This window comes from Heyndrickxia shackletonii (assembly GCF_001420715.1).
GTDB lineage: Bacteria > Bacillota > Bacilli > Bacillales > Bacillaceae_C > Margalitia > Margalitia shackletonii.
Window position 1 is genome coordinate 581,386 of the sequence record NZ_LJJC01000015.1, and the last position, 24,212, is coordinate 605,597.

Genomic DNA, 24,212 nt, shown 5'->3' on the forward strand with positions numbered 1-24,212 from the left:
CTATGTATTTAATAGGAAATGCCTTTTTCCATTTTTCATTACAAAATAAAGCTAACAATAATAGCGGATAAAACACTTACCAATGTTGCACCAAACAGAAGCTTTAGTCCAAAGCGTGCAACGACGTTACCTTGCTTTTCACTCAACCCTTTCACTGCTCCTGAAATAATCCCAATGGAAGAGAAGTTTGCAAAAGATACAAGGAAAACCGAAATAATTCCAAGAGATCTAGGACTTAAGCTATCTTTAATTTTCGTTAAATCTATCATGGCCACAAATTCATTGGTTACAAGCTTTGTTGCCATAATTCCTCCTGCTTTCACTATTTCCCCAGCCGGAATACCCATTAAAAATGCGACTGGAGCAAAGATGTATCCTAGTATTTGCTGGAAGGAAATGCCAAAAATTAAATCGAAAACATTATCAATTGCAGCCATTAATGCAACGAAACCAATTAACATTGCACCAACGATGATTGCTACTTTAAAACCATCCATAATATATTCGCCCAGCATTTCAAAAAAGCTTTGTTTTTCTTCCTGGATTTCTAATATATCTTCTTTGCTATCTACTGTATATGGATTGATAATAGAAGATATAATAAATCCTCCGAATAAGTTAATGACTAACGCTGTTACAACATATTTCGGTTCGATCATCGTCATATATGCACCAACGATAGACATAGAAACGGTTGACATTGCAGATGCACATAAAGTATACAAACGATGCTTAGGTAAATGGTGTAATTGTTTTTTTAGTGTGATAAATACCTCTGATTGTCCAACCATTAAGGAGGCAACCGCATTATAAGATTCCAATTTTCCCATACCATTAATTTTACTTATCAGCAACCCGATCCCTTTCATAATAAACGGAAGGATTTTAAGATATTGAAAGATTCCTATTAACACAGAGATAAAAATGATTGGCAGTAAGACATTTAAGAAGAAAGGTGCTTCCCCTTTGTTGGCGATTCCGCCAAAAACAAACGAAACTCCTTCATTTGCATATTCTAATAACTTAGTGAAAACATCCGCGATTCCTTTAATAATAAGTAATCCAAATTTAGTATTTAATAATAAATACGACAAAGCTAACTGAATCACAATCATAATCACAATCGGTTTATATTTGATCCCTTTACGGTTATTACTTGCCAGAAATGCTAGACCGAGAACGACTATAATTCCGAGAATGGAAATTAGATATTTCATTATTGTCTCTCCTAGTTGTAGTTTTTAAGTTCAATTGGATACGGTTACAAAACAATTAAAAATATTAGTGCTATAGATTAAACAAATTATTTATTTTATTAAATCTTTTTTGGAAAAAAAGCCAGGTAAAAGTTCATTAATGGTTGTTTCCACAAAATCACCATTTAAATTAGCCAGGATAATTTTCGTATTGTCATCACTGAACTCTGCAATAACTTGACGGCAAGCACCACATGGGGAAATAGGCCCTTCCGTATCTCCAACAATCGCAATTGCTTTAACACGATTTTCCCCTTCTGAAACCGCTTTAAAAATCGCTGTTCTTTCCGCACAATTTGTTAAACCATAGGAGGCATTTTCAATATTGCAACCAAGGTAAAGTTTATCATTTTCCGTTAACAAAGCAGCGCCAACCTGAAATGATGAGTACGGAACATACGCCTTTTGCCGAGCTTCTATCGCTTGTTCTATCAGCCAATTTACATTCATCCTTCATTCTCCTCTCTAAAAACCAAGGCACTTTTCTTAAACTTTGTTGGCTTTTTCAGTGACAATAACTATTTTAAAGAAAACAATATTGGTTTCCCCATTCCAGGGAATGGATACCTCGTTTAAGAAAAGATGCCTTGAAACTAAACTTAATATAAATCAATCAATTAATAAGAAGATGTTGATGTTTGACCGTTTACAATAGCAACACCGGAGCTTGCACCTATACGTGTAGCACCTGCATTCACCATATTTTCTGCGTCCTCCAAGCTTCTCACACCGCCAGAAGCCTTAACTCCAATTGTTGGACCTACAACTTTTCTCATTAATGCCACATCTTCTGCTGTTGCTCCACCTGTGGAGAACCCAGTTGATGTTTTCACAAAATCAGCACCTGCTTTAACGGACAACTCACATGCCTTTTCCTTTTCCTCATTAGTTAAAAGGCAAGTTTCAATAATAACTTTAGTTAAAGCTTTGCCCTTTGCAGCTTCTACAACCGCTTTGATATCTTTTTCAACCATGTCATACTGCTTGTCCTTTAAAGCCCCGATATTAATGACCATATCGATTTCAGTAGCACCGTTTTCAATGGCGTTATTTGCTTCAAACGCTTTAACCTCTGTTGTAGTTGCTCCAAGCGGAAAACCGATTACCGTACACACTTTAACAGGTGTTCCTTCTAATATTTCTGCAGCCGTTTTTACCCAAGTTGGATTGACACAAACGGATGCAAATGAATATTCTTTTGCTTCCTCTGCTAATTTTTGAATTTCTGCTTTCGTTGCATCTGCTTTTAACAAAGTATGGTCAATCATTTTGGCTAAAGAATGATTCATCTTACTATTCCTCCCTTTTTCTCGTTACTAATTTATCAACTATATGAAAACGATTTTATGAATTAATCTGAAAACCTTTACACAAGTACTATACCAAGAGATAGAACAATTGTAAATATTGACTTGAACAAATGTAAAAATCAAATTCTTCCAGAGGTTAAATTTTTACAAAATGAAAGCTCTCAGTTCCCTCTGAGAGCTTTCATTATTAATTATTCATCTCTATCCAGCAAAAATTTAGCTGTAAATTGATCAATGACGATTACATTAGCATATCCACCCTTAAGCGCTCCATAAATTCCGTCTATTTTTTGCGCTCCACCAGCGACTAGGATGGAATATTCTTTTTGTTTTAATTCACTTAATTCAATGCCTAATGTCCGATTATTTAAGTTTTCATTTAAGATGTTGCCATCCTGGTCAAAGAATCGCGAACAAATATCACCGACACCTTTGGAACGAATCATTCTCATATCCTCTTCGGAAAAATATCCTAATTGGAACAATAGTGATTCTGATTTTGCAGCACCAATAGTAAACATAGCAATATTTGCTTCTCTCCCTATATCCAACACTTTCTTAATATGTCTATCCGCCTCCATCGCCTGTTTTACGACGATATGATCCACAATTGCCGGCAGCGGCAAATGGATTGGATTCGTATTAAATGCTTTCCCAAAAAGATAGAGAATTTCTGAAAAATAGGTGTTTGTTTCAGAATGACTGATTGCACCTTTTAGTTGAACAACTTTCACGTCTTTCACAAACTTTTGCTTTAATTCTAACGCAACATGATATAAGGTTGTTCCCCAAGTAACCCCAATTATATCGCCATCTTTCACGATATCATGCATATATGCTGCTGCTTTCTCCCCAATATAATTTTTAATAATATTGTCTTCATATTGAGGGACTGAAACAACAATTGCTTTTTTTAAATTGAACTTTTTTTCAATTTGTTTGGATAATTGTTCAACATCATCATTCGGATCCATAATCTTTATCTGAACGATGCCTTCATTTTTTGCAATTTGCAACAATCTTGATACCGTGGGTCTCGAAATTCCTAATTTATCTGCAATTTGATGTTGATTATAATCAAGTAAATAATAGAGTCTTGCAGCCTCTATTACCTTTTTAAGTTTTTCCGCTTCCATACCCATCCTCCAAATTTGAACGTACTATATATTTATATTAACAAATTAAGGTAGGAAATTGAACATTTGTAAAAGGGAATTCTATTTTAGCTTCTTCACTTCTTCAGATGAAGCCAAAATTTCCACTTGATTATTTTTCAAAACATGATATATTAATAACCGATTACTTTATTGCATAAAAGCTTAAAAGCGTTTAAGTATAAAAGTTAATAGTTTATTCCAAATCACGGACACTAGTAATTCTCTTATTAGCAGCATAAAGAAACTGGATGGTCGCTGAAAATCCAGGCGATAAGCAGAATGAAATACACCGTGTGCATTTTTGGAAAGAAATGAGTGAATGAGTAATATCATTAACTAGGGTGGTACCGCGGAGAGCTTCTTCGTCCCTAATTGGGACAAGGAAGCTCTCTTTTTTATTTCTTTTTACATCATAGGAGGTTTGCAACATGAATCAAATGAAAAAGGTGTATACACCTTCGTTGCCGGAAGCATTAATACTAACTATCTTGATTGTGGGATTAATCAGTTTTAGTATCATTAAATTTTCTGCAGCACCACAAATCCCCATACTGCTATCTATCTTTGTATTAATTATTTTCGGGCTCATCAAAAAAATTTCTTTTAAGGACTTGGAGACAGGTATGGTAATTGGGGCGCAAAATGGTTTATCAGCCGTCTTTCTCTTTTTCCTAATCGGAATATTGATTGCTGCATGGATGATCAGCGGGACTATTCCAACTTTAATATACGGAGGCTTTCATATTGTTACTCAACATTTCTTTTATGCGATTGTCTTTGTCCTTACTGCAATTGTAGGAACGTCGATTGGAAGCTCGTTAACGACTTCCGCTACATTAGGTGTTGCATTTATCGGAATTGCATCGGCACTTGACGCATCATTAGCCATTACGGCCGGTGCCATTGTTTCCGGAGCATTTTTCGGTGATAAAATGTCACCATTATCAGATACAACGAATATAGCATCTAGCATTATGAAAGTAGATTTATTTGAACATATTCGTAATATGGCATGGACCACCATCCCAGCTTTTATTATTAGTTGTATTGGTTATGTTATTCTTTCATTTAACATATCATCCAAAAATATGACGAGACTCTCAGGATTTCAAGACAGTTTAGTTCATACCCATTTAATTCATTGGTATAGCTTGCTTCCAATTGTGTTACTTGGAATTTTTGCCTATAAAAAAATATCTGCGTTTATTTCGCTGGCCTTTAATTCATTTTTTGCCATTATTCTTTCTTATTTTCATCACCCTATATCAGGCACAGAATTATTCCAAGTACTATTTAATGGTTATGTATCTCATACTGGGAACAAAATGATTGATAGCCTGCTTACTAGAGGAGGGCTAAATAGCATGATGTTCACAATGTCATTAGTCATTCTTGCACTTTGTATGGCTGGTCTCACTTTAACCTTAGGTATAATTCCAGTTTTATTACAATCCTTAAGTAGAGGATTAAACAAAATTGGTACGGTCATTATGTCGGCTGCTTTCACAGCAATCGGTGTGAATGTTTTCATTGGAGAACAATATTTATCTGTCATTTTAACAGGAGAAGCGTTTCAGCAATCATTTGCGAGGCTTGGCCTTGCCAATAAGAATCTTTCCAGAGTTCTTGAAGATGCGGGAGCAGTTGTCAACCCGTTAGTCCCTTGGAGTGTATGTGGTGTCTTTTTAACGAAAGTTCTAGGTGTCGGCACCTTACATTACTTACCATTCTCCTTCTTTTGTTTGCTTTCCCCAATCTTAACCATATTTTTTGGATTTACGGGGAAAACATTAACCATTAAAGAAACAGAAAAAATCAGTGCTTAATAGACTTTAGATTAGATACTGCTGATATTAAAGGAGGCTAGCTGCCTTTAATATCAGCTTAATTTTATATTTATTTCTTATTTCTTCTATATAAATCCATTGTTTTATATCCCTCTGCTAAAACAGTTTCCATTTCCAGCAGACGCTTTTCTTGTGTTTCTTTTCGCTTTGCACTGTATACATAACGTGCCCAATCCTTTTGATATCCAGGGGTTAGCTGATTGTAGGCATTTAATATTTCCTCTTTTGACTGCAAATATTGCTTAATATCTTCCACATGCTCAATATAATCGTCGACACATTGACTTTTTGCACTAGATGGCTTCTTCGCTTTCTTCGGTGCAGCTTTCAGACCTACAACTGTAAACACATCATTCAAACTTACCATTCTCGAGAATTTTAAATTGCTTCCAGGAACATATCCATCTTCATCTAAATTGATTTCTTGTAAAAAACGGTCTCGATCAATGTATTCCTCATATTGAGGATTATTCTTTTTCGGATAGGCAAAAAATAAGTAACCATTATCTTCTACTAACTGTTTTTCGATTACGAATTGTAATTTCTGAAGGAAATCTTCTATCGAAAATATAAACTGAAAAACGAGATCATATTGATTCTGTTTGATATCCGTATCATATTCCAGTTCATTAAAATCATTTATATCATCAGGCTTGTTCAAAATAAGCTTAGTAGGATATTTGTTTAAATTTAATTTTTCAATTACAGTTTTCGGTGCACTCATACTACATTCATTTCTCCCTCTACTAAATTTATAATTTTAGTTTATCATTTCTTCCTACAATATTGCCTTTTTTAGCAAAAGAAAAACCGTTCGGATTAGGCTCCAAACAGTTTTAATGGATGGTTTGTTGTGCAACCTTTTTCTTGGTGCTCTTTTTAATCAGTAAAAATAAAAATAAGGCTCCGAGGTCACAGACAGCAATAACAATCGCCATCGGCAATGCGGTATGACTGCCGCCAATTCCGACAAGCGGTGCAGCAATCGAGCCAAAAATAAATGGCAACAAACCAAGTAATGCAGACGCACTTCCTGCAGAGCCGCCTTGATTTTGCATAGCTAATGAAAATGAGGTGGTCCCGACAATCCCTACACAAGAAACGACAATAAACAATGATGGAATTACAGCTATTAATCCTCCACCGGTTAAGATCACTATAAGAAAAATCAAACCGCCAATAGCGGCTAAACTAATACCGAATATAAATAACTTTAACTCTGCAATTTTTCCTGCAAGCCGCCCTGTAACCTGCGAAGCGATAATAATACCAATCCCATTAATGGCAAAAATAATGCTGAAAACTTGAGGGGAGACACCGAAAATCTCCTGTAATACGAAAGGTGACCCTGAAATATACGCGAACATCGCAGCCGAAACAAAGCCTTGCGAAAAGGCAAAACTCATAAATTCCCTGTCTTTTAATAATCGAAGGTAAGCAGCAAACGTATGGGAGATATCACCTTTAGATCGTCTTTCCATTGGCAATGTTTCGTGAAGTCCAAATGTAACAGCAGCCCACATAAGGATGCCAATGAAAAACAATACGATAAATACTCCTCGCCATGAAACAAAATGAAGAATTTGTCCTCCGACAATCGGTGCTAAAATTGGTGCTGCACCATTCACAAGCATTAATAAAGCAAAGAATTTTGTTAACTCGGTTCCCGAGAACATATCCCGAACAGAAGCCCGAGCAATGACAATGCCAGCAGCACCAGTCGCACCTTGAATAAAACGTAAAATTATGAGTATCCAGATGGACGAACTTACAGCACAAAGCAGGGATGCAATGGAATAAAAGATAAGCGTCATTAAAAGAGGCTTTCTCCGCCCTTTCACATCGCTTAATGGGCCCACAAAAAGTTGGCCTACTGCCATCCCAATGAGGCACGCTGTCAAGCTAAGCTGTGCAACAGATGTACTAGTATGAAGTTGTTTGGTTAAAGTTGGGAGTGCAGGTAAATACATATCGATGGATAACGGGCCAAATGCGGTAAGTGAACCGAGGATGAGAGCCAGTCTTAATCGGTGCATTTTTGCATTACTTTCTAAACCCAAGTTGTTTAAACTCATATTCTTTATCTTCCTTTTTTAAGATGATGGTGGAAATATATCTAAGTAATGAATATATTCATTAAATTTTAGTATATTCATGCTTTACTTTTCAAAGAAAATGAATCGGAAATTTACTCAATGAAAAACGAATGCCGCCGAACAGAAATGCAGGATAAAAAAATCCCTCCTCAGCATCTAGGAAGGATAAAAAAAACTTTATGCCCCTTTTAATTGTGCTTCATACCCTTTTAAGCAGCTATTTAAAATTTTTAGATTAGCCTTTTCATTTTTGTGAATAATACTTTGATAGTTTGGAAGTATAGCTTGGAGAGGAGATAGCTTTTCCTCCCCGCATATGTCCACCCCCTCCACTTTTTTAAACTGTAGGATAGACTTTAAGTAGCTAAGTAACGTATTGATTGTCATCACACCTTGGTCCCAGTTTGTTTGAACCTCATTTGGATTTAAGACATCTTTATCAATACTTATATACACTCTGTCGGTTGGAATCGCAGATAGAATAGATGCAGTTGAATAGACTTGATTACCTTTGAAAGAAAAAACATTTATACGAGGGCTTTGGATACGACTTGCCTCACTGCCAGTCGGGCCAATGATGATGACATTTTTTAAAAGCGGAATGTTGGAAAGTGCATAAGAGACCCATGTACCACAAGAGAGCATTCGATCCCCTTTGTTTTGGCCAATATCTGGATGATTATCAAATAATACTAAGCTAAATGGCTTTTTCATATCTTTTAATAATAAGTAAGTGACATAATGATAGTTGCCACTACCAATAAACGTAATTCCTCTATGCTGTCTTTTCTGTAAAAAGCTATTTATCTCTTTTAAAGAGTCTTCTTCGCAATAAAGACTAACATGTTGTAATTGCTGAACATTAATGTTGTCATGTGGGTAATGCTGTAGCGCTTGCTGTGCAAAATACGTTTCGTCAAAGTTCATGATGGTTATTCCTTTATTTAATAACCCCATCCTCTTTCATCTCCTATCGTATTATAAGAGATTGGTTTTAACACGAGCAATATTTTAATAGAGAATAGTAAATAAATCGAGGTGAAATCAGTGCTGCATGTTATCCAATCTCATAAAAACTAGTTTTAGATATGGCAAAATGCTACTGAAAATTGTTATATGGATATTATATAACTTCCTCCTTTTTCAACAAAAGATTTTGCTTCGGATAAGGGTGGGTTGAGGAGGTAGGGCCCTTGTCCCTCATTCCCGCTTCCAAAATGCATAGAATTTTTAGATAATATAGTAATAGTAACTTTATAAGAGGTGATTGAAATGGATTGGACATCCTTTGAAAAGCAAGTTTATGCCAGAATGGAGTCAGATCATATTCCGGGGCTAGCTATTGCCGTCAGCAAAAATGGAAAAGTTCTTTATGAAAAAGGATTCGGTGTACAAGATGTTGAAACTGGGGAACCTATAAATGCCGATACGATGTTTGGCATTGCCTCCGTAACAAAATCTTTTACCGCTCTTGCGATTTTAACATTAGAGGAGGAAGGAAAACTATGTGTAGATGACCCGGTAACAAAATACTTGCCTGAATTCAGAATTCCTACCATAGCGGACATAGATTCTATTAAAATTCATCATTTGCTAACTCATTCAACTGGTCTAGCACCATTGAGACGGCGAGAGGAGTTAAACAAACTTCGGGAGCATCTTGATTATTTAGCGGGGGATGACCACGATATTTTAGGAAGGCCGGGCGAATATTTTAGCTACTGTAATGATGCGTTTTTATTATTAGGAGCTATTATCGAAAGAGTAACCGGCTGTTTATTTAGGCGATTTGTTACGGAACGCCTATTAAATCCGTTAAAAATGTACCGTTCCACTTTTAGTATTGAAGAGCTGTCTAAAATGGATAACGTCTCTACCCCATATGTTTTTACTGAGGGCGAATATCAGAAGCAGCCATGGCCAACTCTCGGAAACTATGAAGTTGGGGGTGGAATCCGTTCTAGTGTACGCGATTTAGTGAAGTATGGTGAGGTCTTTGTTAATGGGGGAAAAGAAATCATTTCAAAGAAATTCATCGAAAAAATGTGGCGTCCTGTAATTCAATATGCCAGAAATTCCTACTATGGATATGCTTTAGAGGTTACCCCTCGTTATCATGGAGTTACCTTAGTGGAGCACGGCGGAGGGCAGCCTGGTGTATCGTCTAATTTTGGATTCGTTCCGGAACAGGGACTTGTTGTAGCGGTTTTAACAAATGTTTCGAATGCTCCTGCCGCGGATATTTGGCTGGAAGCGGTGAATACAGCTCTCGGAATTCCACTTGGTGAAAAGCGAAGTGTGGAGCCTTTTGCAGAGAATGTTGCGAAAGAGGAATTAGTTTCATATGTTGGTACCTATCAGTCAAACGAAGGCTCCCGTTTGCAAATTCATTTAGAGGATAATCATTTGAAAGCAATATTGGAAAATGAAACATTGCCTTTAAGGGTTGGAGAAAACAACACGCTTATAAGCGAAAAAGGAAGAACTATCCGTTTCCATTTCAATGAAAAAAAGGAATCATGGGCAGCGTTTTTAGGAATGAGAATGCTGCTCAAGGTTGAATAATAGTGGTGATGAAGAGCCAGGCTTGCTTGGCTCTTAATTAAAGATTTAAAAATAAGTATTTTTCCAATCGCACTTTTGGCCATCAATCCTCAGCATTGGTGACCGGTTTCCCTTTCTAAACGTATTTTCGGGCACCTATCCTCCTCTTTCGTTACCAATTTCCGTTTCCAATTGCATGTTCGGGCATCTAGATTCCTTTTTAATTACCAGATTTCTAGTCTCTGTCTAATTCTAGCGCCTATCAGCTAGCGTATATTTACCACTTCTCCCAGTGGTAAGGCATAAGCTCGTCGAAGACGCGAAATCCGTACGTTATAATTGTGGTGCTTGTACTTTTCATATTGGTGATTCTAGAGTATAGTCATTTTTTTATAACAGGCGTATAATCTTTTTGTATGTAAAAAATGAGGGGGGAATCATCATGGGTGAACTATCACGAACCCGATCTGTATTATTGATATCATTTCTTGTGCTCGTTTGGGGTTTGTGCTGGCCCATTTATAAAATTGCGTTGAACTACACACCGCCTATTTTATTTTCGGGAATGCGGACATTTTTAGGAGGAATTTTTCTCCTTATTGTAACGATTCCAAGGTATAAACAAATTCATATGAAGGAGAACTGGTTTGTATACTTGATCTCCACAATCTTTAATGTCATTTTATTTTTCGGGTTGCAAACCGTCGGATTGCAATACTTGCCATCTGGGTTATTTTCCGTTATTGTCTATTTCCAGCCAGTGTTAGTCGGCTTTCTTGCATGGCTATGGCTCGGGGAAAAAATGTCTGGATTCAAGATTTTAGGCTTGATTCTCGGATTTTTTGGAGTAATAGTCATTAGTTTTAAAAGTTTAAGTGCTGAAGTTTCTGTTATTGGAGTAGTTTTAGCACTAATTACAGCGATTAGCTGGGCGATTGGTACGGTATTCTTGAAAAAGTCTGGAGACAAGGTCGATGCCATTTGGCTTGTTACGATCCAATGCCTAGTCGGTGGATTCGTTATGTCTGTTGTGGGAGTTGATACAGAGAGTCTTGCTGCCATCCATTTGACCTTACCTTATATTTCTGGTTTATTATATGGGGCTATTTTCGGAATCCCGTTAGCTTGGCTTGCTTATTTTGTCTTGGTGCGTTCTGGTGAGGCTAGTAAAGTGGCGACTTGCACATTTTTAGTTCCACTTATCGCTTTAGTGGTTGGTACGATCGTTCTTCATGAACCAGTTACTATTAATTTAGTTATCGGACTTATCCTCATTGTTTTCAGTATTTATTTTGTAAATCGCACACCGAAAATCCACAACGCTACAGATATTCAGGTCGGCGCATCTAAATAAAATGTAAATACATTGAAAGTATAATAAATTACGAGATACCTATGTTTTCATAGGTATCTTTTTTGGGTGGTGCCTGGCACCTTTTCTTCATCTATGAATAGGTGCATGTACAGACAATTTTTATTTAAATATCATAGTTTAACTATTGAATGAGTTACGGTGGGAGGTGTTGAGATGAGTGGCACTACTGGAGGCGGATTTGCGTTAATTGTTGTTTTATTTATTCTGTTAATTATTGTTGGTGCATCATATGTAGGTGGAGCCGGTGCTGCTGGCGGAGCTGACCCTGTATTTATCGGAGGATTTTTCCCGTTTTTCTGGTAAGATGATGTGATAATTGTTGTACACAGACTTCACCTTATTTTGATAAATGAATTGAGAATGGGGTATCACTCCATTCCTTTTACTTGCTACTTATATGGAACTACTGAAATACTTAAACTTATTAAATATTCCTGAATTAAAAATGCATAAATAACCAGCCACTAGTTTGGACATCGTTTATTAAAAACAAAAAATTTAAAGAGTATAAATCTTTTTGTTATTATAAATTTAACTGGATAAATGCATATTTAGATAGTGGAACACCTCATCCAGAACTACCGCACAAAAATAATATAAAACACACAGTTTCTTTCCATAACGATAAAATGATCCACGCTATAAAATCAACAAAGGATTTTATAGTTTTTTTATTTTCAAAATGAAACCGAATAGCTTACCGCTTTGTCTAACCTATATGAGAGGGGGTAATCTTTTGACTGTTGATGAGAAGGAGCGTCACTTAAATGAAGCGATGGATCAACATGGCGATTATTTAAAACGCTTAATTTTTACATATGTAAAAGATATTCAAAAAACAGAAGATATCATACAAGAAGTTTTCATTAAATTTTATAAAAATCTGGATCGTTTCGAAGGTCGTTCTTCTATTAAAACTTATTTATATCGGATTGCAGTAAATGAGTGTCAAAATTATTTAAAAAGCTGGCATTATAGAAAATTAGTAGTTACAGAGAAAATGAAAATATGGAAAAATTACGATTCCGTTGAAGTTGAATATATACAAAAAGAACAAAATCAAAACATTGCAGAAGTAGTAAGTACCCTCCCTGTTAAATATCGAGAGGTCATCTGGCTGTATTACTATGTAGAATTATCAATAACTGAAATTGCAGATGTTTTAAATTGCTCAGCTAATACAGTAAAAACACGTTTAGCAAGAGGAAGAAAGTTAGCGAAATTAACAATGGAGGAGAGTGACTTAGAGTATGAATATTAAAGATGAACTAGAGAAGTCTATTCCGGTAAATATTACATTAACAGAAAATGAAAAAGCAACTATTCGATATCGTGTTCGTCAATCACGTACGTCTAATTTTTATTTAAAACCGGTAGTGGTATTTGCTCTCTTTATAATGATAACAGTAGTTTTAGCAGTACCAGTTATGCTTTCCATCGTTAAAGAAGAAAATACTCCCCAGAGTAATTCCAATCATTCTTCCCATCCACTTACAGAAGAACAGAAACAACAATATTATGAGCAATATAAAAAAATTGTAAAAAAAGCGAACGAACAGAAAGTCGGCTCAACTATCGGCCTTTCACCTTTTGAAGAGTTTAATCATTGGGTTACACCAGAAAAATTTAAAAAAGAGATTCAAAGTATGTTAGAGGCAGACTTAAAAACAGAACGTGAAGAAATAGCTGCTAGGTCCTCCGATCTTGAGCCTGCAGTAACAGATTTGGATGGAGAAACAACTAAACCAACCTATATATACATTCCTAATATTATAAGAAAAATTGAAGTAACAGCCAAATTTAAAACGCAATATAATGCAGAACTTGACCGTAATATATTTGTAGGAGTAGACAATGTATCAACACAATTAGCAAAGTATTCTGGTGCAGGTACATGGGAACAGACTTCCTATAAATCTTCTATAGTAGATGGCGGCAAAAAATATCGTATACGAATTGAAGGAATTTTCATTTTGAATAAGGTATCCAATGAAAAAGCATTTACAATCGAATTTAATTGTGATGAATTTGGAGGCATTTATTAAAAAGAATTAAACAACCTTATCCATTCCCAGGATAAGGTTGTTTTAGTTTTAAATACAAGGATCCGGCATCAGCTTATTATTTGTAAATCCCCTCGATCATAACGAAAAACTACCTTTGCATGATTACTTCCGCCTTTTTAAATCTGTCCTCTGTATGTGAACAAAAATGCAAATTGTCCACGAGTGGTGCCAGGCACCCTTCAATGCAGTTTAGTTATGCATTACCCAGACAGAGCCCAGGACGATGGTTAGGGCGATGATGATGCTGTATATAATGTTGCCGATTTGAACAACTGAGTTGTCACTTTCTTTGATATGCATGAACATGAAGAGCTGCATACCTGCTTGCATGAAGGCCAAGACACCGATGATGCTCATGATTGCTGGTTTAGGCAACCCTGAACGCAGCGCCACAATCGCAGCGAGTATCGTCATTGCTAACGAAAGAAGGAAACCAATAATATGACCAATAGGATATTTGGAATGTTGATGTTCCATTATTGTATCAGCCCTCCTAAATACACAAATGTAAAGATAAAGATCCAAACAACATCAAGAAAATGCCAATATAGGCTGATGATAAAGAATTTTCTAGATGTTACAGGGTTTAAACCATTTCTGATCACTTGGATAATCAGTAAAATTCCCCAAAGAATCCCCATTGTAACATGGGCACCATGTGTACCAAGCAAGACAAAGAAGGCAGATAAGAAAGCACTTGTTTGCATGGTAGCTCCTTCGTGTACATAGTCAATAAACTCATGCAGTTCGAAGTAGATAAAGCCGGCACCTAAGAGTAATGTTAGGATGAACCATGTTAGCATTGCGTTCTTATTATTATTTCTCATAGAAAAAATCGAAAGACCGCAAGTGAAACTGCTGACTAACAGTAGTATCGTTTCTACCATAACATCTTTTTCTTTAAACAAATCCAGTTGACTCGGTCCTCCAGCAGTCATTCCGGAAAGGACAAAATAGGTAGCGAAGAGAGTCGCGAAAAGAGCGATCTCTGCACCTAAGAAAATCCAAAAGCCAAATATATTTAATCTGCTTTGTTCAGATTGATATTCTAACGGTAAAGAAGTGTCTAAATGTTCACTCATACTACCTCACCCCTTGCAGCTTCTTCCGTTTCTAATATTTCCTTCACTGGGATATGGTGGCCTTTATCGGGATCAAAAGATCTCCATGCAAGACATCCAAGTACAATAATTAACCCAATGATCGCAAGCCACCACCATGAGAAGACAAGTCCGAAACCACCAAGTCCAAATCCTACGGCCGCAACGAACGGCATTCCTGTATTATTTGGCATATGGATTGGTTTTACATCTTCTTTTTTATATAAAGGTGTTTTCTTTTGCTTCATATTCCAGTACGCATCGATATCTTCCGCAACAGGAGCTACCGCAAAATTATAATGAGGTACTGGAGTTGGTGTAGCCCATTCCAATGTACGTCCATCCCATGGATCACCTGTTACATCACGCTCACCGTGGCGAACGCTATAGACAATATTCCATACAAGGACAAGGAAACCGATACCCATCAATACACCGCCGATTGTGGAAACCATGTTTAAATTATCCCAGCCAAGTCCTGCTTGATACGTATACATCCGACGAGTCATTCCTTTTAAACCAAGAACGAACTGCGGTAAGAAACATACGTTAAATCCGACCATCCAGAACCAAAACGTAATTTTTCCAAGCTTTTCGTTTAACATATGACCGAACATCTTCGGATACCAATAATGCAAACCGGCAAAACATGCGAATGCTACCCCTGGTATCAATGTGTAATGGAAATGCGCGATCAAGAAATAACTATTGTGATATTGATAATCCGCTGCCGCCATCGCAAGCATGACACCAGTTACCCCACCAATAAGGAAGTTCGGGATAAAAGCTAAAGACCAAAGCATGGCGGATGTTAGTTTCACTTTTCCTTTATAGATGGTAAAAATCCAGTTAAACAGTTTTACACCGGTTGGTATTGCAATCAGCATCGTCGAAATCGAGAAGAACGAGTTAACGGCTGCGGTGTTCCCCATCGTAAAGAAGTGGTGAACCCATGTAAAATAACTGAATAAAGCTATTGCCAACATCGAAAAGACCATTGATTTATAACCAAAGAGACGTTTTTTCGCAAACGTACTGATAATTTCTGAGTAAATACCTAATGATGGCAGTAATACGATATATACTTCAGGATGTCCCCAAATCCAGAACAGATTACTCCAAAGCATTGGCATACCGCCAGCTGCCATCGTAAAGAAGTGAGTTCCGGCTATACGATCAAATGTCATTAATGCCAATGCCACCGTTAATACCGGGAATGCAAAAATGATAATGATACACATGATTAACACGGACCATACAAACATCGGCATCTTCATCATGGTCATGCCTTTTGTTCTCATTTTAAGAATCGTCACTAAAAAGTTAATTCCTGTAATTAATGTACCTATACCTGCAATTTGCAAGGCAACTGCATAATAGTTGTTTCCTACGCCAGGACTAAATTCCGTTCCTGCGAGCGGAAAGTAGGACGTCCATCCTGCAGTCGGTGAACCACCGATAATAAACGAAATATTAAATAGTGCACAGCCTGCTGCGAATGTCCAGAAGCTAAAGGAATTTAACATTGGGTAGGCAACATCACGTGCCCCAATTTGCAATGGAACTGCAATGTTTATTAACCCCATTAAAAATGGCATTGCCATAAACAAAATCATGATAGTACCGTGTGTCGTAAAAATTCCATCGTAATGATTTGCATCTAATAGTTTTAAATTAGGAGCCGTAAGTTGGGCTCGCATCATTAGTGCATCGACACCGCCGCGGAATAGCATTAAGACCGCAACTAATATATACATGACACCGATTTTTTTATGATCAACAGTTGTAAGCCAGTTTTTCCAAAGCCATTTCCATTTTTTAAAATAGGTTAAGTAAAACAGTATACCGATCATCGCAAGAGCAATTCCCGCTTCCGTTACGTAAATAATCGGCTCACCTGTGACGAAAAATTCATCAAGCTTCATTCTGTTCTCCTCCCATCTTCTAGTGTTTATGATCGGACATATCCATGTTGTCCATGTCCATTCCATCCATATTATGTTCGTGTTGACTATTGTCTTTTACCTTCATAACATTGTGTTGATGTGGTGTACTCACCCATGCCAAATGAGTTCCCGTATATGTCATTCGTCCAACTAAACCTGGTTTTAAAATTTTGTTATAGTCTTTCTTTGTTAGTTTAGGTGCTGATCCCTTCACATCTTTTACCCATTTATCAAAATCCTTTTGAGATTGTGAAAGAACTTCGAAATCCATATGAGCAAAACCCTCACCATTAAAGTTGGAATTTCTTCCTTGGTAGGACCCTGGTTTATCTGCTAGAAGAATCAATTCCATGGAGTGATTTGGCATCGTATATTTTTGTCCTCCCAATTCCGGCACCCAGAAAGAAGCCATAGTTCCAGCAGATGTTAATTGAAACTTAACCGGTCTTCCGGCTGGAATATTGACATAGTTTACCGTTTCAATATTTTGATCCGGATAACTAAAAATCCATTTCCAGTCTGCCGATGTAACATTAATGATAATAGGCTTTTTATCCTCATAACCCTTAGGCACTTTTTCCAATGCATAATTTGCTTTAATAGTCGGTATGGCAACTGCGATAATGATGACAATCGGGATTGCCGTCCAAATAATTTCAAGCCACTTATTGCCATGATGATCTGGCGGAACATAATCTGCTGCTAGTCGTTTTTCTCGATATTTGAATACCATAAAAATAAAGAGTCCCATAACAACGACTAGGATAATCATCATCAGCCAAAATGAATAAACAATAAGATCATATTGTTTTTGGGCAACTGGCCCTTTTGGATTTAAAACTGCAATATTACTAGTGTCACAGCCACTTAATAAAAATAGCGCGGATAACAGTATGAAAGATAACCGTTTCCATGGGAGTTTTTTTATTTGCAACATTCTCTTCTCCTTTCTTAAGTCAGAGTTTGTGTATTGATTCACAAATTTTTTTAGTGAAATTTCGTTGTTTTTTAATGTGTTTCTCATTCTCTTTTAATCTTTATGGTAAATTCTACTCAAAATAAAATAATTTGTGCGCAATTTCACAAAGTCGACAACAATTCTTCATATGTCGTTCACCACTAGTTCATATTGCCGTCACTAATGAAGGGACAAACGCTGTTCCCATTTTGGTGTCAGGCACTACCCGTGGACATTTCTGTATTTTGTCTTTTCTACGCGGACAATTTGTGAAAATTAATGAAAAAATTTACGGTTTTGTTAATAACTAATTAGGGGAAATTGGTTGGAAAATTAGGTATCTAGCAAACTTAAATTACTAAAAAATACCCTTAACTTATTAAATGTTTAAAAAAAACATTTCTGCATATTTGCAGAAATACCTTTTATGTGAAAAGCTCTTTGAAATATGTTATAACAACATCAGAGAAATTTATGAAATAACAGGAAAACCGCCTCCATTGATTTCCACGATATTCAATGGTCTATTTTTTTCGTTCATTCTTTCTGAATAGGTACCTTGTTCTTCTTTCAAAAACTCCTCCAGAAATGCACTAGCTAGCTCCTGTATCGAATTAGTAACATCTGGAGATACATCGGATATTAGTCTTCCAATTGTTGAAAATGACAGATGATGGGCTCCTATTACTTTTATAAATGAACTGCTTGCTGGTAAGTGTTCATACATATCTAATTGTTTTTCTATATAACGCTTAGCAATCGTCTCGCTTGCCCCATCGTCCTCTTCCTCCATAATTGCAGTAAGATACTCTTCAAACGAAGCTGCCTCTTGCCGAATATTTAGTATAGGGATATTTGGAATCTTGTCATCGAGTAAATGCAAACTTGCGTCTAATAAAATAGCACAACGTACACGTTTTTCAATAGCTGCTAGATTAAAAACGGTAGCTCCACCAAGGGAATGCCCAATCATACCGATTTTATCAGTATCAAATATACCATTAAAAAATTCTTCTTGATTCCATTTGTCCAAAGAATCTAATACAAGACGAACATCGTCCATTCTCATTACTATCTGTGATTGATCATCCGGAAATCTTTCTGCTTGCTTTATAACTTTCCCATTTGGAAAAACCGTTAAAAAACTATCATATGGGACACTTATGGCAACTACTATATATCCCTTTTGAACAATAGCTGTAATGATTTCTATGTACAAATCACGATCAATGCCGAAACCAGGTGACAAAAGAACGACTGGAAACGAAGTATTTTGTAAAGGCGTTGCATTGTCCTTAACCGAAATAAAAACTTCTCTCAACTTCTCCTCCCCAATCCCCGCCTTTGAAAAAGCATCTATAGCATCATGGATAGCAGGATGGAATAATGAAGTAATGTCTGTCTCCTGTATTTCATTTGTTGGATAAAATATGCTAATGGGAAAAGAACGAAAATATCTATTTTCCTCATAAATTTCTTGTCTATTGAAATCCTCTATTACTTTAATAACTCTGCCAACCTTTATATTCGAATTCATTTTAGTATACCCCCTGTTCATATTTCATCATTAACCAATCTCTCACTTACCTGTTTCATATACTTTTTATGACCAAACCAACAGCTGATGATAACCATTGATTTTCTGGCATTCTATTGAAATAGAGGAATGATGTAGGTTATAGACCATGCTAAAAAAGCCTGGACTTTTTTGACATGTTCAGTCTTTGTTCGAACTTGTGGAAAATGAAATGCATTTCTGGGTCTTCCGTAAATAATACACATTTTAAAAGTTACAAATGGTAGCTCATCATAATAAGTTCGCCTTTTTCCCCCATCATTCTTACACCTTCATCAACAAAACCGCATTTTTTATATAATCCTTGTGCCACTTCATTTTTTAGATTCACTGCTAGAACAATTTCGTTCATTTCGGGAAAATGTGACCTAACGAATTTAGGTAATAACATTAATGCCTGTTTTGCATATCCTTTGCCTTGATGATGAAAATCTGTTGAAAAAGCTCTTAATAATATTGCATGTTTATTATTTGAATAAGACTTTACTCCCTCATTTTTATGTAGAACAAAAAACGTTACTAACTGTTCACCTTCAATAGCTAATATAGAATATCTTTCTGGATCTTTCTTTGAAAGTTCCACGCAGTCTTTTGGAGTGGCAGTAAAACAGAGCTGTTCCTCTGATAAGGTATATTGTTCAATTAAATTTTTATATCTTTCATTATAATAATGAAACTCCATAATAATTCTCCTTCTAAAACGTTCCGATTCTATTTAATATAGTCGGTACTATTCTCGCTGCCCTCAAATTTAACCCAATGATTTATGCCATTAAGTTTTACCGTAAATTCGCCATTTATTAGTTTCATAATACTAACCCACTCAATTTAGATAATATTTAGATGCTAAGAAAACGTATATTATCTATTCTGCTTCTCTTGCTGCAATTCCTTCTTAATCTAAATTTGATCGCTTCATATAATGAAATACTTATAACTTAACAATATGGATGAAAATAAAATTCATATATTTTCCAGGATTCGACACTTCTGTATTTTTACTTTATTTATACTGGTTTTATAAATAATAAAGAGGTGAAGTGATGAAGACAAAGCTAATGGTGTGGTTAGGAGTATTAATGTTGGTCGGTTCTTTATTTGCATCTACGGGAGAAGCAAAGAGCGTAAATGCCAAAAAAGCATTCGTTGCGCTGGGGGATTCGATAACGTACGGATACAATTTGGATAATAATAATCATCCATCTAAACTTGCTTATCCTTCTATTATTGCGCAAAATACGGATATGCGGTTACGCAACCTTGGTGTACCAGGAATGTCATCTGGCCAATTGTTAAATGCGTTGCGGACGGATAATGCCTTTCGTAATGCAGTAAAACATGCAGATGTTGTTTCTTTGAACATCGGCACAAATGATTTTCTACAAGGATTATTAGCTGGTAATGGAGACCCCGACGTTTTACAGACTTACATTGATCCTATGCTGCAAAACCTTGGTGATATTGTTAATGAAATTCGGTCACTGACTGATGCTAAAATCATTGCTTACAATATTTTTAATCCGTTTCAATTAGGAGATGATGGATTACATTATTATGTTGATTATTTACTTTCACCAATCAACACCTCTATCCGGGATGTTATTTCAAATACAGGAAATAGTGTAGTTTTTGCAGATGCATTTAATGCTTTTGAAGAAAAACAAGATAGATATATTTTACCCGAGGATAACCATCCAACACCATTAGGGCATGAGATACTTGCCAAAATCGGATTGGAAGCATTAGGTCTCCAATAATAGGAGATTTACAAAAAATAGATGGAAATGATGGTGCTATTGTCAAAATGGGAAAGGCGATAAAAATCCTTTCCTATTTTTTATAATTATTAAGTTATTATATTAAAAAAAGAAAAGCGATTCCACCGCAACTCCTTACTATCTCTTTGCCCATACGTTCAATTAAGAAAGCTGCCTTTCCCCATTGATCTTCATCTACTCTTCTTCATTATGCATTTTCAACCAATTATCTCTTGTCAATATCATATTTATGGAGTCGATCCATTCTCCCTCAAATTCTAAATCGTTTTTATCTATACTATCTAAAACAAATCCAACCTTTTCATATACTTTTTTTGCTCTAGGATTAAATTCATAAACACTTAAGGTTAATTGATTTAGATTCGTATTTTTGAAGACGTAATCAATTATGAGGTTGGTAGCTTCCGTTCCTAATCCACGATTTCTTCCCCGTGGTCCAATGAGGATCCTAAAATTCATACTTTCCTTTTTTTCATCATATAAATTGACTACCACCTCTCCTACTAAGATGTTTACGGATTTATCAACAATTGCTAGATCCAAACGGTCTTTTTGTTCATTTCTTGTTTTATACCAATGAATAACAGATTCCCTATCGAATTCTGAAGTACTTCCTGTAAGTTTTATAACCTCCGGATCCTTTAAACACTCTTCTAAATAAGGAAGGTCCGAATCATTAAAAGACCTTAGTTTTACCTTCTCTCCTACAATTAGTGGTTTATACCTCAAATCTACCATTGGTTTCACTCCATTATTAAATATTTTTCTGTAATAGGGTATTACTTTTACTTTATAAAATTTTATAAAGAAAGATAATGGAGAAAATAAATATGAAAAAAACTTACCATATTGCTGTGCCATTTCAAGAAAATTACAATACACGATTATTATTTGATATAATCGCATCTTAAAAGACCGAATACATCTACATCTTCATAAGTATCTAAAAGTAGTTTATTTTGTCTTAACGTTCCTTCCTTTTGAAATCCCGATTTTTCCAATACCTTGATGGACGCAATATTTCTGGAAATAGCAGACGCCCAAATCTTATTTAAATGGAGTTCAATAAAACCAAATTCTATCATCCTATTTACTGCTTCTGATGCATAACCTTTTCCCCAAAAATCCCTACCTATCCAATAACCAAGTTCACCTTTATTATTTTTGTTATCCACCCTTATAGTAATTGTCCCAACTATTTCTTTTACTTGCTTATCGATGATGGTTAATGGGTATTCGATTCCCATTTTAATTAATTCAGGTTGAGTAGCAATCCATTCTTGTGCAATATCTATTTTATATGGGTGTGGAAGACCAAGTATATTAGCTAATTCCTCATTATTTGCTAACTCTGCAATTCTATAAGCGTCTTCCTTTTTAAAACACATTAATAATATTCGATTAGATTCTAATGTTAAATCCATCAGTTGAGCTCCTTTTTATTTGACTTCCTATATAATTCCAATATCAGAATAATCCTTTTACCTTTGTTGAAATTCATTTCATTTAATATTTTAAGTTTAACAATATCTGAAAGTTTAATATAATCGTAAAAGGAAATAATTTAGGAGGCGATATATTGAAAAAGTTAGCCGTATTTTGTGGTTCGAGTAATGGAGCATCAAATGTCTATATAGAAGAGGCAAAAAAACTTGGCAAAGAATTAGCAGAACGAAAAATTGCCCTTGTTTACGGTGGAGCTAGTGTTGGAGTCATGGGTGCCGTTGCGGATTCAGTTCTGGAAGCAGGAGGAACTGTTATTGGTGTTATGCCGAGTTTTTTAGAGAAAAGAGAGATATCCCATAAGAACTTGTCAGAATTGATTATCGTAGATTCCATGCATGATAGAAAAGCAAAGATGGCAGATTTGGCGGATGGATTTATAGCACTGCCTGGTGGTCCAGGAACTTTAGAAGAGTTCTTTGAAATTTTTACATGGGCTCAATTAGGACTGCATCAAAAACCATGCGGACTCTTAAATATTAATCATTACTATGACCCTCTAGTCGCGTTATTTAATCACATGGCAGAAGAGCAGTTTTTACATGAAAAGTATCGTAATTTGGCCATAGTAGATAATGATCCAAAAGGCTTGCTTGATAAATTTAATTCATACGAACCGCCTACAGTAAAATCATACAATACCGAAAAATAAAGATCGACAAAAAAGCAGACCTGGCTATTTTAAAGGGTTCATTTTTGAAGTGCATTTTGTTAAATGGAATTGACACAGGAATTTTCAGACTCACCATTTGATGTTGTAATCAGTTCATTGGCCTTTTACTATATTAAGTCCTTTGAAGCAATCTGTAAAAAAGTCTACGCTTGTCTGAAGCTTGGAGGTTCTTTTCAGTTGAACATCCCATTTTCACTTCTCGGAATGAACAAGATTGGTATTATGATGACCAGAGGAATTGCCTGGCATTGGGCAGTTGATCATTACCAATCGGAAGGGCTTCGTGAGACAACATTCATAACTGAAAACGTGATAAAATATCACCGTACTTTTTCAACTTATGTCAATGACTTAATTTATTATAAGGACAGTCAAGGAACCAGTTCCCTCTGATGAAATGTTAAAGAACATTCCTGAAAATGAAAGATGAACTTCGGAGACCTATGTTCTTAATTATCTCAGCAGAAAAGTAAATGTTTTTTATACGTTCCTACGAGATGTAGGGACGTTTTCTTATTCAACCACTTTAAGAACATAGTATTCTTACAGGGTCTCTGGCGAAGCTCTTCTTCATGATTGGCAAACGTGGAGCTTTAGTTGTCAAAAAAAGGCGTGCCAAAACAGATGTCAGTTGTCACGCCTTTAATATAAAATACACCGCAAAATAAAACACTTACGTATGCGTTTGGTCTGTTTTCTCTACTTATTTTAAGGCTTCCAAAAGATAATCAAGTCGGTAAAATTGCGAATTTTTTGATATATTAACCCATTTTTCTCAATTGTTCTTTTTTTGCATATCCTTTAAATAATCATCCAAGCGATCAAATCTTTCCTCCCAGATTTGACTGTAAGACTTAACCCATGCATCTAAATCAATAAATGGCTCTGGTCTTAATTTGTAGATGCGCCGATTCGCATCTGCGTGTGCTTCAACAATTCCTGCATCACTAAGTACACGCAGGTGTTTCGAAGCTTGTGGCTGTCGGATTTGTAAACGATCAGCAATTTCCCATCTGAATTTATTAAT

Annotated in this window: 22 protein-coding genes and 3 pseudogenes; 9 read left to right on the top strand and 16 right to left on the bottom strand. The window is 35.9% G+C overall.

The window, feature by feature from the left end:
- Positions 1-38 precede the first annotated feature (38 nt).
- The 4 genes from AN964_RS24510 to deoR form a co-directional block, all read right to left on the bottom strand.
- Positions 39-1,217, bottom strand: coding sequence for a NupC/NupG family nucleoside CNT transporter (locus AN964_RS24510; RefSeq protein ID WP_055742394.1), 1,179 nt, complete (start codon positions 1,215-1,217; stop codon positions 39-41).
- A 90-nt stretch (positions 1,218-1,307) separates the two neighbouring features.
- Positions 1,308-1,706 carry a cytidine deaminase gene (locus tag AN964_RS24515; protein ID WP_055742395.1) on the bottom strand — a complete coding sequence of 133 codons (399 nt, stop codon included), beginning with the start codon at positions 1,704-1,706 and terminating at the stop codon, positions 1,308-1,310.
- Between the two features lie 167 nt (positions 1,707-1,873).
- Positions 1,874-2,545, bottom strand: a complete 672-nt coding sequence (gene deoC, locus AN964_RS24520; protein ID WP_055742396.1) for a deoxyribose-phosphate aldolase — start codon at positions 2,543-2,545, stop codon at positions 1,874-1,876.
- 212 nt (positions 2,546-2,757) lie between these two features.
- Positions 2,758-3,702, bottom strand: a complete 945-nt coding sequence (gene deoR / locus AN964_RS24525; protein WP_055742397.1) for a DNA-binding transcriptional repressor DeoR — start codon at positions 3,700-3,702, stop codon at positions 2,758-2,760.
- A 449-nt stretch (positions 3,703-4,151) separates the two neighbouring features.
- Between deoR and nhaC the strand changes: the two genes are divergently transcribed.
- Entirely contained in the window at positions 4,152-5,549 is a 1,398-nt protein-coding gene (gene nhaC / locus AN964_RS24530) for a Na+/H+ antiporter NhaC (protein WP_055742398.1), read from the top strand.
- Positions 5,550-5,619: 70 nt separating this feature from the next.
- On the opposite strand, the gene AN964_RS24535 is transcribed toward nhaC, so the two are convergent.
- From AN964_RS24535 to AN964_RS24545, 3 genes are all read right to left on the bottom strand, one after another.
- Entirely contained in the window at positions 5,620-6,294 is a 675-nt protein-coding gene (locus tag AN964_RS24535) for a YdeI/OmpD-associated family protein (RefSeq protein ID WP_055742399.1), read from the bottom strand.
- A gap of 112 nt (positions 6,295-6,406) precedes the next feature.
- Positions 6,407-7,654: a multidrug effflux MFS transporter gene (locus AN964_RS24540; RefSeq protein ID WP_055742400.1), complete on the bottom strand. Its 1,248-nt coding sequence runs from the start codon at positions 7,652-7,654 to the stop codon at positions 6,407-6,409.
- Between the two features lie 189 nt (positions 7,655-7,843).
- Positions 7,844-8,623: an arginase family protein gene (locus tag AN964_RS24545; RefSeq protein ID WP_055742401.1), complete on the bottom strand. Its 780-nt coding sequence runs from the start codon at positions 8,621-8,623 to the stop codon at positions 7,844-7,846.
- A 315-nt stretch (positions 8,624-8,938) separates the two neighbouring features.
- Between AN964_RS24545 and AN964_RS24550 the strand changes: the two genes are divergently transcribed.
- The 5 genes and pseudogenes from AN964_RS24550 to AN964_RS24565 all read left to right on the top strand — a co-directional run bounded on the left by AN964_RS24550 (position 8,939) and on the right by AN964_RS24565 (position 13,630).
- Positions 8,939-10,231, top strand: a complete 1,293-nt coding sequence (locus tag AN964_RS24550; RefSeq protein WP_055742402.1) for a serine hydrolase domain-containing protein — start codon at positions 8,939-8,941, stop codon at positions 10,229-10,231.
- Positions 10,232-10,652: 421 nt separating this feature from the next.
- The gene (locus AN964_RS24555; protein ID WP_055742403.1) at positions 10,653-11,564 is read left to right on the top strand and encodes a DMT family transporter; all 912 of its coding nucleotides are present in this window, start codon (positions 10,653-10,655) and stop codon (positions 11,562-11,564) included.
- A 174-nt stretch (positions 11,565-11,738) separates the two neighbouring features.
- A pseudogene (locus tag AN964_RS27230) lies at positions 11,739-11,825 on the top strand (YjcZ family sporulation protein); the annotation flags it as partial.
- A 496-nt stretch (positions 11,826-12,321) separates the two neighbouring features.
- Positions 12,322-12,846, top strand: coding sequence for a sigma-70 family RNA polymerase sigma factor (locus AN964_RS24560; RefSeq protein WP_055742404.1), 525 nt, complete (start codon positions 12,322-12,324; stop codon positions 12,844-12,846).
- Entirely contained in the window at positions 12,836-13,630 is a 795-nt protein-coding gene (locus AN964_RS24565) for a hypothetical protein (RefSeq protein ID WP_055742405.1), read from the top strand. The genes AN964_RS24560 and AN964_RS24565 overlap by 11 nt, the downstream gene beginning before the upstream one ends.
- A 210-nt stretch (positions 13,631-13,840) precedes the next feature.
- On the opposite strand, the gene qoxD is transcribed toward AN964_RS24565, so the two are convergent.
- From qoxD to AN964_RS24595, 6 genes are all read right to left on the bottom strand, one after another.
- The gene (gene qoxD / locus AN964_RS24570) at positions 13,841-14,128 is read right to left on the bottom strand and encodes a cytochrome aa3 quinol oxidase subunit IV (RefSeq protein ID WP_055742406.1); all 288 of its coding nucleotides are present in this window, start codon (positions 14,126-14,128) and stop codon (positions 13,841-13,843) included.
- Positions 14,128-14,733: a cytochrome aa3 quinol oxidase subunit III gene (gene qoxC / locus AN964_RS24575; protein ID WP_055742407.1), complete on the bottom strand. Its 606-nt coding sequence runs from the start codon at positions 14,731-14,733 to the stop codon at positions 14,128-14,130. Before qoxC ends, qoxD begins: the two co-directional genes overlap by 1 nt.
- Positions 14,730-16,676, bottom strand: a complete 1,947-nt coding sequence (gene qoxB / locus AN964_RS24580) for a cytochrome aa3 quinol oxidase subunit I (RefSeq protein WP_055742408.1) — start codon at positions 16,674-16,676, stop codon at positions 14,730-14,732. The genes qoxC and qoxB overlap by 4 nt, the downstream gene beginning before the upstream one ends.
- 19 nt (positions 16,677-16,695) lie before the next feature.
- Positions 16,696-17,631 carry a cytochrome aa3 quinol oxidase subunit II gene (gene qoxA, locus AN964_RS24585; RefSeq protein ID WP_055742523.1) on the bottom strand — a complete coding sequence of 312 codons (936 nt, stop codon included), beginning with the start codon at positions 17,629-17,631 and terminating at the stop codon, positions 16,696-16,698.
- Between the two features lie 496 nt (positions 17,632-18,127).
- Positions 18,128-19,192 carry an alpha/beta hydrolase family protein gene (locus tag AN964_RS24590; protein ID WP_055742409.1) on the bottom strand — a complete coding sequence of 355 codons (1,065 nt, stop codon included), beginning with the start codon at positions 19,190-19,192 and terminating at the stop codon, positions 18,128-18,130.
- Between the two features lie 253 nt (positions 19,193-19,445).
- Positions 19,446-19,913: a GNAT family N-acetyltransferase gene (locus AN964_RS24595; RefSeq protein ID WP_083489548.1), complete on the bottom strand. Its 468-nt coding sequence runs from the start codon at positions 19,911-19,913 to the stop codon at positions 19,446-19,448.
- Between the two features lie 361 nt (positions 19,914-20,274).
- Here AN964_RS24595 and AN964_RS24600 point away from each other — a divergent pair, with 361 nt between their 5' ends.
- Positions 20,275-20,988 (top strand): SGNH/GDSL hydrolase family protein, encoded by a 714-nt coding sequence (locus tag AN964_RS24600; protein WP_055742411.1) that lies wholly within the window; start codon positions 20,275-20,277, stop codon positions 20,986-20,988.
- A gap of 195 nt (positions 20,989-21,183) precedes the next feature.
- On the opposite strand, the gene AN964_RS24605 is transcribed toward AN964_RS24600, so the two are convergent.
- Together AN964_RS24605 and AN964_RS24610 are read right to left on the bottom strand one after the other, a co-directional pair.
- Positions 21,184-21,747, bottom strand: a complete 564-nt coding sequence (locus AN964_RS24605; RefSeq protein ID WP_055742412.1) for a GNAT family N-acetyltransferase — start codon at positions 21,745-21,747, stop codon at positions 21,184-21,186.
- Between the two features lie 149 nt (positions 21,748-21,896).
- Positions 21,897-22,433, bottom strand: coding sequence for a GNAT family N-acetyltransferase (locus AN964_RS24610; protein WP_055742413.1), 537 nt, complete (start codon positions 22,431-22,433; stop codon positions 21,897-21,899).
- A 155-nt stretch (positions 22,434-22,588) separates the two neighbouring features.
- On the opposite strand from AN964_RS24610, the gene AN964_RS24615 reads away from it, so the two are divergent.
- Both AN964_RS24615 and AN964_RS24620 read left to right on the top strand, forming a co-directional pair.
- Complete coding sequence (locus AN964_RS24615) at positions 22,589-23,164, top strand: LOG family protein (protein WP_055742414.1); 576 nt, start codon at positions 22,589-22,591, stop codon at positions 23,162-23,164.
- 81 nt (positions 23,165-23,245) lie between these two features.
- A pseudogene (locus tag AN964_RS24620) lies at positions 23,246-23,658 on the top strand (class I SAM-dependent methyltransferase); the annotation flags it as partial.
- A gap of 302 nt (positions 23,659-23,960) precedes the next feature.
- Here the strand turns inward: AN964_RS24620 and AN964_RS25895 are convergent.
- Positions 23,961-24,194 (bottom strand): annotated as a pseudogene (locus AN964_RS25895) (helix-turn-helix domain-containing protein); the annotation flags it as partial.
- Between the last annotated feature and the right edge of the window lie 18 nt (positions 24,195-24,212).